The sequence below is a fragment of the Arthrobacter sp. SE2 genome, from assembly GCF_058244265.1.
Map to the genome: position 1 here is coordinate 234,149 of NZ_JBZAYA010000004.1, position 13,514 is coordinate 247,662.

At 62.8% G+C, this 13,514-nt stretch carries 19 protein-coding genes; 6 read left to right on the forward strand and 13 right to left on the reverse strand.

Annotated elements, in window-relative coordinates:
• The 9 genes from AC4CS3_RS07855 to AC4CS3_RS07895 form a co-directional block, all read right to left on the reverse strand.
• The gene (locus AC4CS3_RS07855; RefSeq protein ID WP_490782931.1) at positions 1-639 is read right to left on the reverse strand and encodes a DUF4232 domain-containing protein; all 639 of its coding nucleotides are present in this window, start codon (positions 637-639) and stop codon (positions 1-3) included.
• Between the two features lie 105 nt (positions 640-744).
• The gene (locus AC4CS3_RS07860) at positions 745-1,473 is read right to left on the reverse strand and encodes a YcnI family copper-binding membrane protein (RefSeq protein ID WP_490782932.1); all 729 of its coding nucleotides are present in this window, start codon (positions 1,471-1,473) and stop codon (positions 745-747) included.
• 85 nt (positions 1,474-1,558) lie between these two features.
• Positions 1,559-2,182 (reverse strand): hypothetical protein, encoded by a 624-nt coding sequence (locus tag AC4CS3_RS07865; RefSeq protein ID WP_490782933.1) that lies wholly within the window; start codon positions 2,180-2,182, stop codon positions 1,559-1,561.
• A gap of 68 nt (positions 2,183-2,250) precedes the next feature.
• Positions 2,251-3,501: a hypothetical protein gene (locus AC4CS3_RS07870; protein WP_490782934.1), complete on the reverse strand. Its 1,251-nt coding sequence runs from the start codon at positions 3,499-3,501 to the stop codon at positions 2,251-2,253.
• 121 nt (positions 3,502-3,622) lie between these two features.
• On the reverse strand, positions 3,623-4,063 hold the full coding sequence (locus AC4CS3_RS07875; RefSeq protein ID WP_490782935.1) for a hypothetical protein: 441 nt from the start codon (positions 4,061-4,063) through the stop codon (positions 3,623-3,625).
• 78 nt (positions 4,064-4,141) lie between these two features.
• Complete coding sequence (locus tag AC4CS3_RS07880; protein ID WP_490782936.1) at positions 4,142-5,416, reverse strand: cation:proton antiporter; 1,275 nt, start codon at positions 5,414-5,416, stop codon at positions 4,142-4,144.
• A gap of 36 nt (positions 5,417-5,452) precedes the next feature.
• The gene (locus AC4CS3_RS07885; RefSeq protein ID WP_490782937.1) at positions 5,453-5,848 is read right to left on the reverse strand and encodes a hypothetical protein; all 396 of its coding nucleotides are present in this window, start codon (positions 5,846-5,848) and stop codon (positions 5,453-5,455) included.
• Positions 5,841-6,413, reverse strand: a complete 573-nt coding sequence (locus AC4CS3_RS07890; protein ID WP_490783052.1) for an SRPBCC family protein — start codon at positions 6,411-6,413, stop codon at positions 5,841-5,843. The genes AC4CS3_RS07885 and AC4CS3_RS07890 overlap by 8 nt, the downstream gene beginning before the upstream one ends.
• A 93-nt stretch (positions 6,414-6,506) precedes the next feature.
• Positions 6,507-7,658: a sulfite oxidase gene (locus AC4CS3_RS07895; protein WP_490782938.1), complete on the reverse strand. Its 1,152-nt coding sequence runs from the start codon at positions 7,656-7,658 to the stop codon at positions 6,507-6,509.
• A 28-nt stretch (positions 7,659-7,686) separates the two neighbouring features.
• On the opposite strand from AC4CS3_RS07895, the gene AC4CS3_RS07900 reads away from it, so the two are divergent.
• The gene (locus AC4CS3_RS07900) at positions 7,687-7,854 is read left to right on the forward strand and encodes a hypothetical protein (RefSeq protein ID WP_490782939.1); all 168 of its coding nucleotides are present in this window, start codon (positions 7,687-7,689) and stop codon (positions 7,852-7,854) included.
• Positions 7,855-8,053: 199 nt separating this feature from the next.
• Here AC4CS3_RS07900 and AC4CS3_RS07905 read toward each other — a convergent pair whose 3' ends face one another.
• Both AC4CS3_RS07905 and AC4CS3_RS07910 read right to left on the reverse strand, forming a co-directional pair.
• Positions 8,054-8,548 (reverse strand): hypothetical protein, encoded by a 495-nt coding sequence (locus tag AC4CS3_RS07905; RefSeq protein WP_490782940.1) that lies wholly within the window; start codon positions 8,546-8,548, stop codon positions 8,054-8,056.
• 287 nt (positions 8,549-8,835) lie between these two features.
• The gene (locus tag AC4CS3_RS07910; RefSeq protein ID WP_490782941.1) at positions 8,836-9,216 is read right to left on the reverse strand and encodes a hypothetical protein; all 381 of its coding nucleotides are present in this window, start codon (positions 9,214-9,216) and stop codon (positions 8,836-8,838) included.
• A gap of 371 nt (positions 9,217-9,587) precedes the next feature.
• Here AC4CS3_RS07910 and AC4CS3_RS07915 point away from each other — a divergent pair, with 371 nt between their 5' ends.
• The 5 genes from AC4CS3_RS07915 (at position 9,588) to AC4CS3_RS07935 (ending at position 11,570) form a co-directional block, all read left to right on the forward strand.
• Entirely contained in the window at positions 9,588-9,710 is a 123-nt protein-coding gene (locus tag AC4CS3_RS07915; protein ID WP_490783053.1) for a hypothetical protein, read from the forward strand.
• Positions 9,691-9,840 (forward strand): hypothetical protein, encoded by a 150-nt coding sequence (locus AC4CS3_RS07920; protein WP_490782942.1) that lies wholly within the window; start codon positions 9,691-9,693, stop codon positions 9,838-9,840. The genes AC4CS3_RS07915 and AC4CS3_RS07920 overlap by 20 nt, the downstream gene beginning before the upstream one ends.
• Before the next feature lie 220 nt (positions 9,841-10,060).
• Positions 10,061-10,201: a hypothetical protein gene (locus AC4CS3_RS07925; protein WP_490782943.1), complete on the forward strand. Its 141-nt coding sequence runs from the start codon at positions 10,061-10,063 to the stop codon at positions 10,199-10,201.
• 111 nt (positions 10,202-10,312) lie between these two features.
• On the forward strand, positions 10,313-10,915 hold the full coding sequence (locus AC4CS3_RS07930; RefSeq protein ID WP_490782944.1) for a DUF1214 domain-containing protein: 603 nt from the start codon (positions 10,313-10,315) through the stop codon (positions 10,913-10,915).
• A 1-nt stretch (position 10,916) separates the two neighbouring features.
• Positions 10,917-11,570, forward strand: coding sequence for a DUF1254 domain-containing protein (locus AC4CS3_RS07935; RefSeq protein WP_490782945.1), 654 nt, complete (start codon positions 10,917-10,919; stop codon positions 11,568-11,570).
• 223 nt (positions 11,571-11,793) lie between these two features.
• Here AC4CS3_RS07935 and AC4CS3_RS07940 read toward each other — a convergent pair whose 3' ends face one another.
• Together AC4CS3_RS07940 and AC4CS3_RS07945 are read right to left on the reverse strand one after the other, a co-directional pair.
• Positions 11,794-12,435 carry a dihydrofolate reductase family protein gene (locus tag AC4CS3_RS07940; RefSeq protein WP_490782946.1) on the reverse strand — a complete coding sequence of 214 codons (642 nt, stop codon included), beginning with the start codon at positions 12,433-12,435 and terminating at the stop codon, positions 11,794-11,796.
• A gap of 76 nt (positions 12,436-12,511) precedes the next feature.
• Positions 12,512-13,453 carry a methyltransferase family protein gene (locus tag AC4CS3_RS07945; RefSeq protein WP_490782947.1) on the reverse strand — a complete coding sequence of 314 codons (942 nt, stop codon included), beginning with the start codon at positions 13,451-13,453 and terminating at the stop codon, positions 12,512-12,514.
• Positions 13,454-13,514 lie beyond the last annotated feature (61 nt).

Sequence of the window (13,514 nt, forward strand, 5' to 3'; positions counted from 1 at the left end):
CTACCCCGCCTGGAACGCCTGGACGCTCAGGAGGTTGATATTTGTGTTGCTGCAGCCCGTACGCTGCTGCGGGATGAACAGCGAAGCGGTGTCCTCAGGTGGGTAAACCCGGAAACCGGCGGCAGGGGTCTGGGTGCATTCGGGGTAGTTCCCGGCCTGGGTGTAGCGGAGTTGGGCGAAACCGGCCTTCCCGGGAGCAAGAACCACTTGTGTCACAGGCTGGGAGTCGTCCCGCGCGGCGGCCGCGCCGATCGGATCGCCCGTGGCTCCAGACGTGAGTGAGACGCCCGGGAAGCCATTGAGGACGCAAGGTTCCGTGCCGGAGTTGGTCAGGATGAGTTTCATGTAGACGCTGCCTGCCGCTCCGCCCCCTGTGGAGTCGACAGAAGCTGTCAGCGAGCCCGCCTTGCAGAGCGCGACGCCGGATGCCGTCGTCCCGGTGCTCGATGGCGTGGCGCTGCCGCTTGAAGTAGGAGTACTTGAGCCCGAGGCCGACGGTGACGACGAGGCTGAAGCCGTGTCGCTGGGTACGGCTGAGCCCGAGGGCTGGGCCTGGCTTTGGAAACAGCCGGAGAGCAGGAATACCGAGGCTGCTGCCATCGTGAGCAGGAGACCGTTCTTGACTCGCATATTCGTCATGCGCACAGCTTTTCGTCGTCATTTGCCGGAGTCAACTGCGGCGCGGCAGCGGAGCCGGATTGGCGTCCGGATCGTGATGTTCCGGACGCCGACCCAGCGGAGCCGTTACTTGGACACTGAAGCCTTGGCGGAGCGGCTGCGGAAGAAGGCCGCGCCACCCAGCCCCAGCCCTGCCACACCGGCGATCAGGCCGGCCCAGCTGCGCGCCTGTGAGCCGTCGTCGGTCACGGAAGCTGCCTGCTCTGTGGAGATTGAAGCAGCCATGTGACCATCACCTGCGGCCGTATCCGCGGCTGTGACGGCCACCGACGGAGCCGGAGCCTTCAGCGAGTGCGGGTCCTGGCCGTCCTTCGGGATTTCAGCCCAGTTTGTCTGGCCTTGCTCGCAGTTCTGGAGCGTGGGGAAGTAGAGGGTCTTGCCAGCGGTGTCGGGCAGCTTCACGGACAGGACCAGCGCGTCGCGCAAGTGCGGGTCCAGCGGAGCCTTGGCGGTGTAGACGATCTGGCTGGTGCGCTTGGTGATCGAGGTGCCGTCGGCCAGCTTCTTGGGTTCAGGCAGCGTCTGCGTCACCTTCTCGACCGTCCAGTTGGGGTTCACCGTGGGCGTGGCGTCCGTCAGTTCCTCGGGGAGGTTGATGGTCAGCTTGGTGGTGCCCGAGGTGTCGCAACCGTGCGGGACGCCGAAGGTCAGCAGCGCGTACGAGTTGGCGGTGGTTTTGTCCGGGTTGATGGAGACGTGCGCAGATGCGCCTGCGAGGCCAGCCAACATCAGTGCGGCGGTGCCGCCGGCGATTCCGGTGGCGGAGAGGGCGCGGCGGAGTGAGGACTTGTTCATGGTTGTTGCCTTTCAACGGGCGCGCGAAAGCGCGCCAAAGTGCGGGGATGTGCCCGTCACCAGTTGAAGGCGGTGCCGGGCGGAGTCAGGAGGGTACGACGACGGCGGGCGGGCCGCGTCTGCTGTCTTGCCTGAGGTTCCGCCACGGGCGGGGGACGAATACGGCAGGTGCGCTGAACGCAACAGCTGAGCTGCCGGCGTCGGGCCTGAAGATCAGGCGGATGAGCTGCAGGAGGGGCCGGAGCCAGGCTTCGAGCTGCCACAGTGCCTGCTCGCCCTTGGCAAGGAGCAATGCCGAAGCGGCAGTGGCGAGGGCGTGCCCCGTCAGCATCAACCAGCTGAGGGGAGTGTCGACCTCGTGAAAATGCACTGTTTCAGCGCCCAGCGGCGGGGAAAGGTGCTCGGCCGCCAGGTGGTGTGCCGGTGATCCCGGAGCCGGGACGGTGAGCGGACCGAATGCCGTGAAGGCTTCGTGCAAGACCAGCTGGCCGGCTCCCAGAAGCGCGGCAATGACCGGGAACCCGAGCTTGAACCGGGTGGCAAGGGTGGTGACGAGCCCGGTCAATGCGAGGACGGCCAGCAGCAGCGGCGCGACCGGAAGCACTCCGCCGGAGAGGACGTGGGCCCCTGCCGCGAGAGCAACAATGGCGACCGCTAGAGCGCCCGAACGCATGGCATGGAAGGGCGTCCGGGCATGCGATGCGCGCACGGGTTCCTCCCTCGGTAGCGTTCAAGCGGTGGTTGACCGTCCAGTTCCGGCTGGCCAACCCGGTCATTCTACCGGTGGTTCGTGGCTGGGCCGCTGTCGGATGGGTCGTGTGACGATGTTTCAAAGTCCTCCAAAGCAAGGACAAGAGCAAGCGCTGGCGGGACGCACTGGATGACCACCGGGGAAACTGTGTAGTGGGTATCCACCTGAATGAGTCCGAGTTCGGCGAGCTTGGCCAGCTGGATGCGCGTGCGCCTGGCCGAGAATGCGAGGAAGATGTCGTCCCCCGCACCGGGCTCTGCTGATTTGCTGAGTTCTTCCACGCCCATTGGCTCCCCAGTGGTGCCCTTTATAAGGACCGTTGCAAGAAGCTGGTCGAAACCTTCTTGAAATATGCTTCCCGAATTCATCACGGCACTGGCAAGGAACACCACGAGGAACTCGCGGCGGATCCCAAGCCTCGACTCGGGGTCTTGGGAGTGCCAGGAGTCTGCGCCTGCCCCGGGTACGGCACGGGTTGCCCCGACGGACAAGATGCGGGAGTCGACGAGTGCTGCCCAGATCTCGCGCAGCACGGGCACATCGTGCATGGACCTGACCTCAAAAGTCTCTGACTGGCTTTGAGCGCGTCCATCCTCTTCGACCTCGGGTGCCAAGGTCCGCTTGCCACCCCTCTTGCCCTTGGCTTTCACCCCTACCGCGGCAGCGGCACCTTCAACGTCCTTCAGCCGGAGCGCCCTTGTGCTGGTGACGTCCTTGCCTTCTTCGAGCCATTCGAGCAAACGGTTGGCAAGTTCAAGAACGGGTAGTTCCCGGAACGCTTGGTCCTGCTCTTCAGCCGTGAGTTCCGGAAGGGCGATCGGGGGAAAGCCTGGCCCATCGTCATCTAATTCTTCGGTGAGGAACGAATGGACGATTGAGTATTCTTCCTCGCTTCCAGACCAGCGCCCAGTCTCGGAAAGAAAGTCAACGTACAGGTGCAGGTAATCGTAGACCTCGCCTAAAGCGTCGTCCATGTCAGGCTCGTCCAGGACGCCGACGAGCGCAAAGGCGGCGTCCTCCAAGGTGTCCGGGTCGATCCTGGTAGCTGAGCTCTGATCGCTGACCGCATGGCTGGTGGTCATGAAGAGTTTGACCACTTCCAGGGCCTGCAGAGCGTCAGGGGTATCCCCGAATTTGTCGAACCAGTGCACGAAATCCGGGGTCAAAGAGTCAACCGAGCGATGGTTGAGGACCAGTTGCAAGGGCAGTTTAGGCGCCGAAGGCACTGGCTTCAGGTGGCCGCCGCGGGCCTTTGGTTTTTTCGTTTTCCGGCTCATGGCCACTCCTTCGTTCCGAGCGCACAGCTACTGCATTGACGTTACCCGACGCCGCGTAGGCGAGTTCAGCTGCTTTGTTGGCAGTACCGGCCCATGTCGCGGTAGCTCCACAGACTGTCCTCTAGTCGGTGTTCGTGCCAAAAGTGCCGGCGATGACGTAAAGGGTATCTTCACGCGTTGACACTTGCTTGGCGATTTCGCTGAAGTGCAGCCGCCAGGCCAGCTTGTACAGCTCCATCTGCCCCCGGGCGCGGACAGCCTCATAAGCATTCGCTTTACAGAGAAAAGTAGTGTCAATTCGAGGCTTCTGCCGGTGGATTGCGGCAAAGACCTCGTTCCGAACGGCATGCCGGTCATTTTTCGCGTGGAAGCCCCTGGCCAGCTGGGTTCCTTCGCCTTCGAGCCGTGCGCGGAGCGTCAGTCCATCCCAAAGATGGTGTCCGTGATCTTCTCGGAAGACCGCGGAACCGAATCCGAAATAGATGCTGGCCGCGGAGCCTTTGGCGGCCCCGTCGAAGTCCAAGTTGCCAGTCTCATCCACGTACATGATCACATCAGCCATCGGAACCCACGTCCGCGGCACTAAAACTTCTAGCTTGCTCTTCCCCCTGGTACAGCATGGACCTGAGAATACCGGATGTCACGCCGCGGGTTCGGGGGACCCTGCCGCAGTCGCCGGACCACCTTCCGACGGCTTGCCTGCCGGGCCTTTTGCCGGCCCCTCGCTCGCTTGTCCCCCGCTCGCCGGCCCCTCGCTCTTTGCCTCGCCTGCCGGATCGGGCGCGGCTTCCGAAAAGCTGCGTGCCGCCCGCGAGCCCGCGATGGTGCTTGCCCCGATGCTGATGAGGGCGCCGAGGATCATGGCGGCGGCTTCTCCCGGCTCCAGCAAATGCAATTGGGAGCCGATGGTGGCGGCTGCAACCGGTACTCCCAATTGGGACGAGGCCAGCACTGCGAGCGGCAGGGGCTGGCCGAGGGCCCGGAGGCTCCCGTGCACCAGCAGCGTGCCGAAACCAAGGCAGATCCCGAGGAGGATCATCCGTGGGCTGCCCGCAAGGGTCCGCAGGTCAAGCGATGCGCCCAGCCAAACGAAGAACACCGGTCCCAGGAAACCATCGCTCACGGCGAAGAGCTGGTGCGCCAGGCGACGAGGTTCGCCCACGGCGGAGACCACGAGGCCGAAGGAGAACCCGGCCAGCATGATGGAGACGTGACCCAGGACCGCCAGTCCCGAAAGTGCGAAGAGCAGGGCCAGTTGGATCCGCAGTTCCAAGGCGAACTTCCGGTCTTCGGACATGTCATGCAACCGTCCGCGGTTACCGCTGTTCTCCAACCAGCGAAGCACAAAGAACAAGACCAGCGCGCAAGCCGCGACGACGGCTGCCCCCACGGCGGCCCGGCCCGCGTTAGGCGGGTCAACGGCTAATGGAAGCGCCACAATGCAAGCGATGTCAGCGATCGCCACTTGCGCCGTCGTCGTCAGGACCTTCGGCCCTGTCAGCCGGAGCGAGTCGACGATCGGCAAGACCAGCGCTGCAGAGGAGGAAGCGAGCAGCACGATGTAAAGGGGAGTATGTCCGGTGCCGAAGGCGAAAGCGATGACGACTCCGACGACGGCGGCCAGCACCGCGGCGACGCCGGCGCGCAAGGCGCCGCTACCCAGGGCAGGGCGGATGGCTCTGTCCCGCACAGGGACATGCGTTCCGGCGACGAACATGATGAGGGCGAACCCGACGTCGGCCACGAACGTGAAGGTTGGGTCCGAGGAATCCACCAGGCCCAGACCCGTGCGTCCGATGACGATGCCCGCCAGCAACTGCCCCAATACAACCGGAAGGTGCCATTTCCGGGGCAGCGCCAGGAGCGGCCCGAGGAGCGCGACTGCGGCGATCAGGGCAAGCTGAAAGAACGACACGTTCCTCCTTCTCCGGGCATGGCGGTTGATCTGGGGTTACCGGGGCGCATCAGCCAGTTTCAGGGGGATGTCCGTGTTCTCGTCGGTGTAGTAGCTTGCGCACACCCGGTGATAGCCATCGGCCACCTGCGCGGGCATGCCCGTGGCCAGGTCTCCCCGGACCATCAGGATGGGCGAGAGCTTCTTGCCATCCTTGATCTTCTTCAGGTCCGAGGCCACGTGGGCGTTATCTTCAGGGAGCAACGCCAAGCGGGCCGCTCGAAGAATGTCCTTGGCTTTGCGGTGCTGGATGGGCGCCTCCTTGAGGGCGGCGACAACCGAGGCCACCACGTGGTCGGATTCCAGGAGGGAAAGGTAGTCTGCGGCGCTCGGATAGTCCTGGTCCTCGGGCTCCGGCAACCAGCGGACTTCGCCTTTGCTATCGTCAGGCATGCGTTGTACTCCTTGGCCAGCGGTATCGGCTTGCAAACGTAGGCGGCGCCGGACGGGGGACCTTGGAAAGGTCCGTGCCGGGGCGTCGCCGTCGTAATTCAAGGGCGAGGCTTTCTTGACCGCGGGCCATCGCCCAGTGGTGATTCGCGGCAAAAGCGGGCTTGAGCAGCCAGCTTAGCCGCCGGAGCAGTGGTTTCGATGTACTGACCCGCCAGTCGTAGGTGACCACGGTTTCGGGGCCGTCCTGTTCGAAAGTCCAGCGACCGGTACCATGCAGGTCGCCGCTCGCCGCGATCGCGAAACCTCGCTCCGTGATGGGTTCGGTGACCGTGAACCTCCAGCGAAGCGTGTACGGCAGCCAGCCCTTGGAGTGCAGGGAGAAGGCTTTTCCCGTACCGTCGGCATTTCCCGGATCCAGCGGAACAACCCTCAGATACACCGAGGGCCACCAGCGGGGCAGTGTTGCCGCGTCGCCCAAAATATCCATGACCTCATGCGGGGTCCCCGCGACGCGCCAGACAGTGAGGAACTCGTAGTCGGCGTTGCTCTTGGAAGTGCCGCCCATTGCTGCCTCCAGGGCGCGGATGGATAGTGGACTCACAGTACTCATGCCGTTGCACACGGTCAACGGCCCGGCTTCGGCGTGCACGCGGGCCGGTTACTCCCGGACGGTCACCGTCAGCCGTTGGATGTCGTTGTTTCCCATGCCTTGATAGTTCCACTCCGGCGTCTCGGGCTGGATCTGCCCGGTGGAATCCGTCGCACGGCATGCCAATTCGTGGGAACCGGGAGTTGCGATCCACGTGAATGTCCATCCGCGCCACGCATGCCGCCCGGCGGGAGCTTGAAGCTGGGCCTGCTCCCAGACCCCGTCCACAGAGACTTCCACGCTGTCCACGGTTCCTTTCCCGGACCAGGCCCGGCCGCTCAGCTGGACCGGTCCCGCCTCCACGGTGCGTTGCCGCGTGAAGAAATCGGGAACGCCGGGCGGAACCATGAGGGAGCGGACCTTGATCCGCTGGACGGGCTCGCCGGGATCGTCTGCATCTTGGGTATAGCGATAAGAGTCGAGCTGTTGGTAACCGTCGAAGCTGTGGTCAATTGCCTCGATGGATTGCAGCCATTTGACGCTCGTCATCCCGTACCAGCCCGGGACGAGCAAGCGGACGGGGTAGCCATGCTGCGGTGGCAGGGCTTGGCCGTTGACCTCATAGGCGAGCAGGACGTCGTCGGACATTGCTTCCGCGAGGGTCAGGCTGCGCGCGTACTGATGCTCCACGCCGCCCTGGATCCCGCGGTCCGCGCCCGTGAAGACGAGTTCGACGGCGTCGGATGACACGCCGGCGTCGAGCAGCAACGGAGCGAGCGGGGTACCGGTCCACTCGGCGGTGCCCACTCCGCCCTGGTCCCATGGCTGGCTCACAGGCCGCGGTTCCAGCCGCGAGCGGCCGTTGCCGGCGCACTCCATTGTGACTGCCTGGGTGCGGCGCTCGCGGTGCTGGAGGTCAGGCAGGGTGTACTCGTGCGGATGGTCCACGAGCCCGCTGATATTCAGCCGCCACGAAACGGGATCGATCTGGGGAACGTCGAAATGGACCAGCAGATAATGCATGCCCAGCGGTGTGACGGGCCATCGGAGCATTTCCAACGGCATGGCGTGGTTGCGCGAAGCTAGTTGCAGTTCTTCGCGGGTGATGGGACCGGTTGTTGGGGCGGCCGGTGCGGTTGGTTCTGTCGGAGCAGCGGGGGCGGTGGGGGCCGGGGTGGCAACAGCGGCGCCTTCCGCTGTGCGGCGGGTATTGACGCTCATGCTCCCAGTATGGGCGCCCGGGACGGTAGTGTCACTGGAATTTGCCCTGGGCAACGAGGCGCTGGTCCCGGTAGCGGGGGCTTTCGGCGACGTGGGCGCTGCGGTCCGGCCGGGCGACGCGCTGCGGTCCGACGTCGGGCTGTTGGGAAAGTATTCTTCATTGAGTTGGTCTTTGGTGCTCGCGCTCCTGGACTGAGACAGATGAAGAAGGAGTGCCTCCATGAAGAACCGAGCCCCACGACTCGACGTGAGTGGCGTTCTCCTTGTTTGGGCGCTGATATTCGGTCTTTGGCAACCCTTTATATGGTGGCGGGGGATTGTCGCTGCCGTATGCTTGATCGTCGCGCTGTGGGGCTTTGTTGCTTGGTACCGGCGTCGTTCTGCGAGTGCCAGGTCTAGAAGACCTTGATGCGGAAACGACGACTGGCTGCCTCAAGGTCAGGGTCGTTGAACTCAATATGGCTTGATCCCAACAACACAAGGCCGTCATCGCCGGCAATTCCAGAGTCGAGGGATCGTAGCCAAACGGCCCAGTTGACAAACCCGCCATGGCGGCTTCCGAACTGAACGCCGAGAGCTTCGGAGCCATCGAACAGGATCTGGTCCCGGATTAGCTCCGCAACAGCCGTTGTGACGTCCCGCTTCCCGGATCGCAGCACCGCGGTGTCCAAATGTACGACGCCTAGTTCTTTGAGAGTGTCCGGCATGGCCCTTTCCAGTGCGGCGATGGTGTCTGGATGTTCAACGTCCACCCACCATCCTGGAAAGGGCAGCTCGACGATATGGATCAGCCGTTCTGTCCGCCACAGCCTCGGCAAGGTGCCCGAGTTCAAGAAGGAGGCTTCCTGCCACTGCTGGGCAACTTCTTCGTAGAATTCCTCTAGCGTCATGCCGAGGGACTCGGCATCCTTGCGAAGTGGATCTGCGGCGCCGATTGCGCGTTTGAACGGCGCCAGTGTTTCCGAAAAAGCGCACTCCGCAGTTTCCGCGACGTAGACGGTGCTCCCAGGGGTGTCATATCTACCCCACGCAGTCCGTTCTGTTCCAGCAGTGCGGAGCGGGGCAGAAATGGGCGCAAATCCGGCTTTCTGGATGCGGTATGCGGTCTGTCGTCGCGCAGGCGCCAGCCGAAAACCCGTCGCTGGGCAGGTTACTCCGGTGTGCCGTCGGCCAGCCCTCATTCTGCGTGGGAGCCTTCAATGAAAGCTGTTACCGCTGCCGTTACTTCCTTGGCGCGGTCTTCCCGGATTGCGGTAAGGGGAGTGTCCTCGTCGAGGAGCGGGTTGCCTCCGATAAACCATGCCCGGGCAACATGCTCCCCGTCAGCCTGCTCCAGTCTGGTCCATTCCCGGTGGGCCAGTTGCAGCCGCCGGGTGAAATCCGTTCCCGGCTTCGGTCCATTCGGCCGAGCCCAACGGATCGGCTGCTTCCGGTCCTTGGAACCCGTCAACGCAGCAACCAGTGTCGCACCCAAGACAGCGTTGAGCTGGCGGACGATCTCGTGGATGTCCATGCGAGACGTACGACCGTGAATTTCAGTGGTTGTTAGGGTGGCCATGTACCCAAAATACACCGCAAATACACCAAGAAATCCCAAAATGTGACCAATCCCACAAAATCGGCAATCGCTCATGGTCATCGCTTCCAGTCAAGTCCACATCTCGGCGGCGAAGGGGATTTTGGTTGCCTATGAGAGCGCCGCAGGCACGAGACTGCTGCGCAACTACTCAGATTCAAAAGACCAAAACGGGCGCTAGCGATCGAGGCCGCCGTACGTGCGATCGGCGGGGTCGCCCGACACGATGCTGATCCTGGGCGGGAGCAGGTTGGTCAATTCGCCTAAGAGACCGATTCGCCAACTCTGAACTGCTTGATGGCTTAAGGACGACTGTCCGGACCGCACGGATCAAGGTTCTGCGGACCGTTAATATTCAGCTGATTGAGCTGTATTGGGCCATCGGCCAGGGCGTCAGGCTCCAGCAGGAGAAGCACGGCTGGGGGAGCGGGGGTAATCAAACGTCTGTCCTCCGATTTGCGTGCGGAGTTCCCTGAGATGAAAGGCCTTTCATCGCGCAACATCCAGTACATGACCACGTTCGCGGGCGCGTGGCGGGAAGGTCCAATTGCGCAACAGCCTGTTGCGCAATTGCCGTGCCGGCACACGTCCCGGTCTGGCATATAGGCCGGGAAGGTCCAGGATGATCACTTGGACCGGTCTCGTGCGATTTCACTCCGCTGCCGAGGGTGGGCGTCGATCGGGCCCTCCGCCTGGCCTGACCTATAAGACTACAGCGGTCCCCTGCTTAGGCGGCGAGTCCGAAGTGCTCCCGGGCTGGCCAGCAACGGGTCCGCAATTCAGCACTGTGCTGGAACTGCTCAGCCGCCCGGACGAAAACGGATGGATGAACGCATCGGTCAGGGTCCTCGTCGAGGATGCCCAGGGCTCGGAGGCGCTTTATCCTGGGGCGCAGCTAGTCGTCCTTGAAGGGCCGAATGAGGTTGGCCGAATGGTGATCGACCCCGATGAGGCGCGGGGCAACTGATTCATCGGCTCGCCATCTGCTTCGGCGCTGCCCAGCGCATCGCAAAGTCCCCGCTCACCGGGTCGGTGCGGAACAGCACTCAGCCACTCAGCGCAGTGGTAGTTTGCGGTTATGGCAAATGCCCTCGCGTGGTTCTCACAGTCCGGTGTCGTGCAAGGATTGATTCTCGGTGCCGTGCTGGCGTTCTTGACGGCGATCCTCGTGATGAATGCCGTGGGGAGGGCGGTCACAACGACTGTCAACGGTTGGAGCGCCATCCGCAAATCCGGCCAGCCTGGCAACGGAGTCCTCGTGCGGGCCGCCTGCGCCAAAGCCCTACCCGTCGTGAATGTCTTTGAGGAGGCCGCGTACTGGACGACTACGGTGGATGGCTCAGGGCAAACGCTGAGCGGCGGGCACGGATACGTCCTGCATTTTCCTCCCGGGAAACTTCCGCCGAATGACGCCTTCTGGTCGCTCACTCCGACCGATACCGTCGGGTATATGGTGAACAATCCAACTAATCTCTACAGCGTTGGTGACCGTTCACCTCTCGCGCGGAATGCCGACGGTTCAGTCGATATCTATCTCCAGCATCAGGCTCCGAGCGGGCACGAGCAGAACTGGCTGCCCATTCCTTCCGGGAATTTCAAGCTGATGCTCCGCGTGTATCTGCCTGGCGCGGCGATTTTGGACGGCACGTACCAATTGCCGCTCATTGTCAGGGCGCAATGAAATGAACCGCCTCATCTTGAAGTACGGACGTCCCCTTACGGCCGTCATTCTGGCGGTCTTCGCTTGGGTCATTTACCGGCGGATCGCCAGTGGGGACGGGATCATTCCACTCGTCATAGCGGCAGTCATCGTATGGGGGCTCGGCGCGCCCGTTTTCATCTACCTCTGGCCGCGACTCACGGTCAATGGGTACAAGAGGGCGATCCTCAAACATGGATTCGGTGACGGCCCCATCCCCGTCAACACGCTGTACGCCGTGCCTGGCACTTCGTCCCCGTCGACGTCGCGCGGGAGCCTTATGGCAACCGGAGCTGACGATTTGCTCTACGTCGGCGGCTGGCTCGACTTGAGCAAGGGACCGCAAGTCCTGCACGTACCGGATATGGCCGGGCGCTACTTCAGCGTGCAGTTCACCGACCCGTCGAAGAGCACCAATTTTGCCTATGTCGGCAAACGCACGACGGGAACCAAAGCCGGCGACTATGTTCTCAGCGGGCCCGGGTGGGACGGAATGGTACCGAACGGCATGACGCAGATTTCATCGCCAACCGATTCTGCGCTCGTCATTGGCCGTGTCTTCGTTGAAAGCGACAGCGATCTTCCGACCGCTTACGCGCTTGCGAAGCAAATACAGCTTGCGCCGCTGAAGCAGTAGCGGTCGACGTGACCGGCCCAGATGTACGACGGCGAACGGCTCGCCGCCGATGACTTGCCGAAAGGCCCTTTCAGGACACAGGGGGAGATCAGAATGTCTGCAACGCTCAAGCTGACGCTCAGGGCAAAGCCCCCTACCGAACTTTCTCTTGTCCTTTGCCGTTCCCAGCCTGGCACTCACGCTCAAACGGGAGTAGATGCGGCCCGCCGATCCCGTGTGAGCGTTATCGGCGAAAGGTGGCGTGGATGATGCCGCTTTCGGCGGTCTCTGACGTGACGGTGTAATCGCTTTCCAGCCCCCGGAGATCGTCCCAAAGCCGTATTCCACTACCGAGCAGGATGGGTGTGATCGCAACGTGTAGCTGATCGACAAGTCCGGCCTTGAGGTAGTCGCGTACAACGGTAGGGCCCCCTCCGATACGCACGTCCTTTTCACCCGCCGCACTGAGTGCTCGTTCAAGTACTTCTTCCGGGCTGGCACTTACGAAGTTGAAGGTCGTACCGCCGGCCATCGAGATGGCAGGGCGGGGCGTGTGAGTAAGGACGAACACCGGGACGCGGAAGGGAGGCTCGTCGCCCCACCAGCCCTTCCACTCAGGGTCATCAGGGAAGTTATGGAACCCGAACATGCCGGCACCCATAATCTCAGCTCCGACCCCCTCGAAGTAGGCCGCTGCGTATTTGTCGTCGACGCCGGACGTTCCTTCTCCACTGGTGTCATGCAAGACCCGCTCACGGAACGTGCGGGTGGACGTATATGCATCAACCAGGCGGCCCCAATCCGACCCGAACGGATTCTCCGGAGTTGCGTCGGTGGTCGTGGCGAAACCATCTAGCGAGATATTCAGGTCAACTCGAACAGCCATGGTGAAGGTCCCCTCAGATCAGTGGTTGCGTTATGCAACCACCATACTGGTGGTGAGATCATCGTCACGGAAGAATTCATTGTTTCTGAGAGCGCAGAGCCTTCGACACCCGCGGTACCCAGCAGCGCACGGCGTCGCGGTATTGCCGGAATTCTTCGCCGAACCGTTCCTCCAGGTCAGATTCCTCGAGCGGCCAAACAACGTAGTTCCACACCAGCGAGCCGACGACGGGGTAGGCCACGACGAGCCATGACTGCAGGATGACACCGACTGCGGCGCCCTGGAGAATGCCCGCGGCCGCCATTGGATTACGGATCCAGCGATACGGACCTGCGATGACCAGATGGTTGGGCATTGCCGATGGCAGCGGGGTGCCATTTCCCAACGTCGACATCGCTACGGCCGCCGAGATGCCAAGAGCGCTGGCGAGTACGAGAACCGCGACACCGACGGGAGCTGCAAACGACGGAAACGGGAGCACCACCGCCCAGCGCTGTTCGAGAAACGCGACGGTAAACGGAATCACCGCCAGGAAGAACCCCCAGAAGAGGACAATTTGCCCAAATGTTGAGGCCACGTGGGATGCGGTCAGTCGGGGGATTGCGGGGCGGAATGCGAATGGACCGCGGACGATCCACGCGGTCGGTACATGCCCAAGCAAGACAAGGCAGAGCGCGATCAGCGAACCCGCGGTCGCAGCGCCCATGCCGACTACGCCCCAGCCCGCTTCGGTTGTGACGGTGGCGTATACCGCCAGTGCGACGGCGACAGCACCTGTCCAGCCGGCACTCACCAGCGCGGCGGCCTTAACGCCAAATGCCGCCACGGCCGACCCCACGACGAACAGAGGAATGTCGAAGACTGCAACCGCAACCGTGTCGAGGTTGCCGAGGGTCGCCTCGCGGAGCACCGGAGACAGGAAAACCGCGGCCCACCACGAAAAGCCGGCAATCGCCTGCGCGGCGAAATATGCCCTGCCCCACCAGATAGCTCCGCCCCGCCGAATCAAGGGCGACACCCGCTCAGCCCAAACATCCGTAGCCCCAATCGAAGACAATTTTGGCTCAGCCTACCGAATT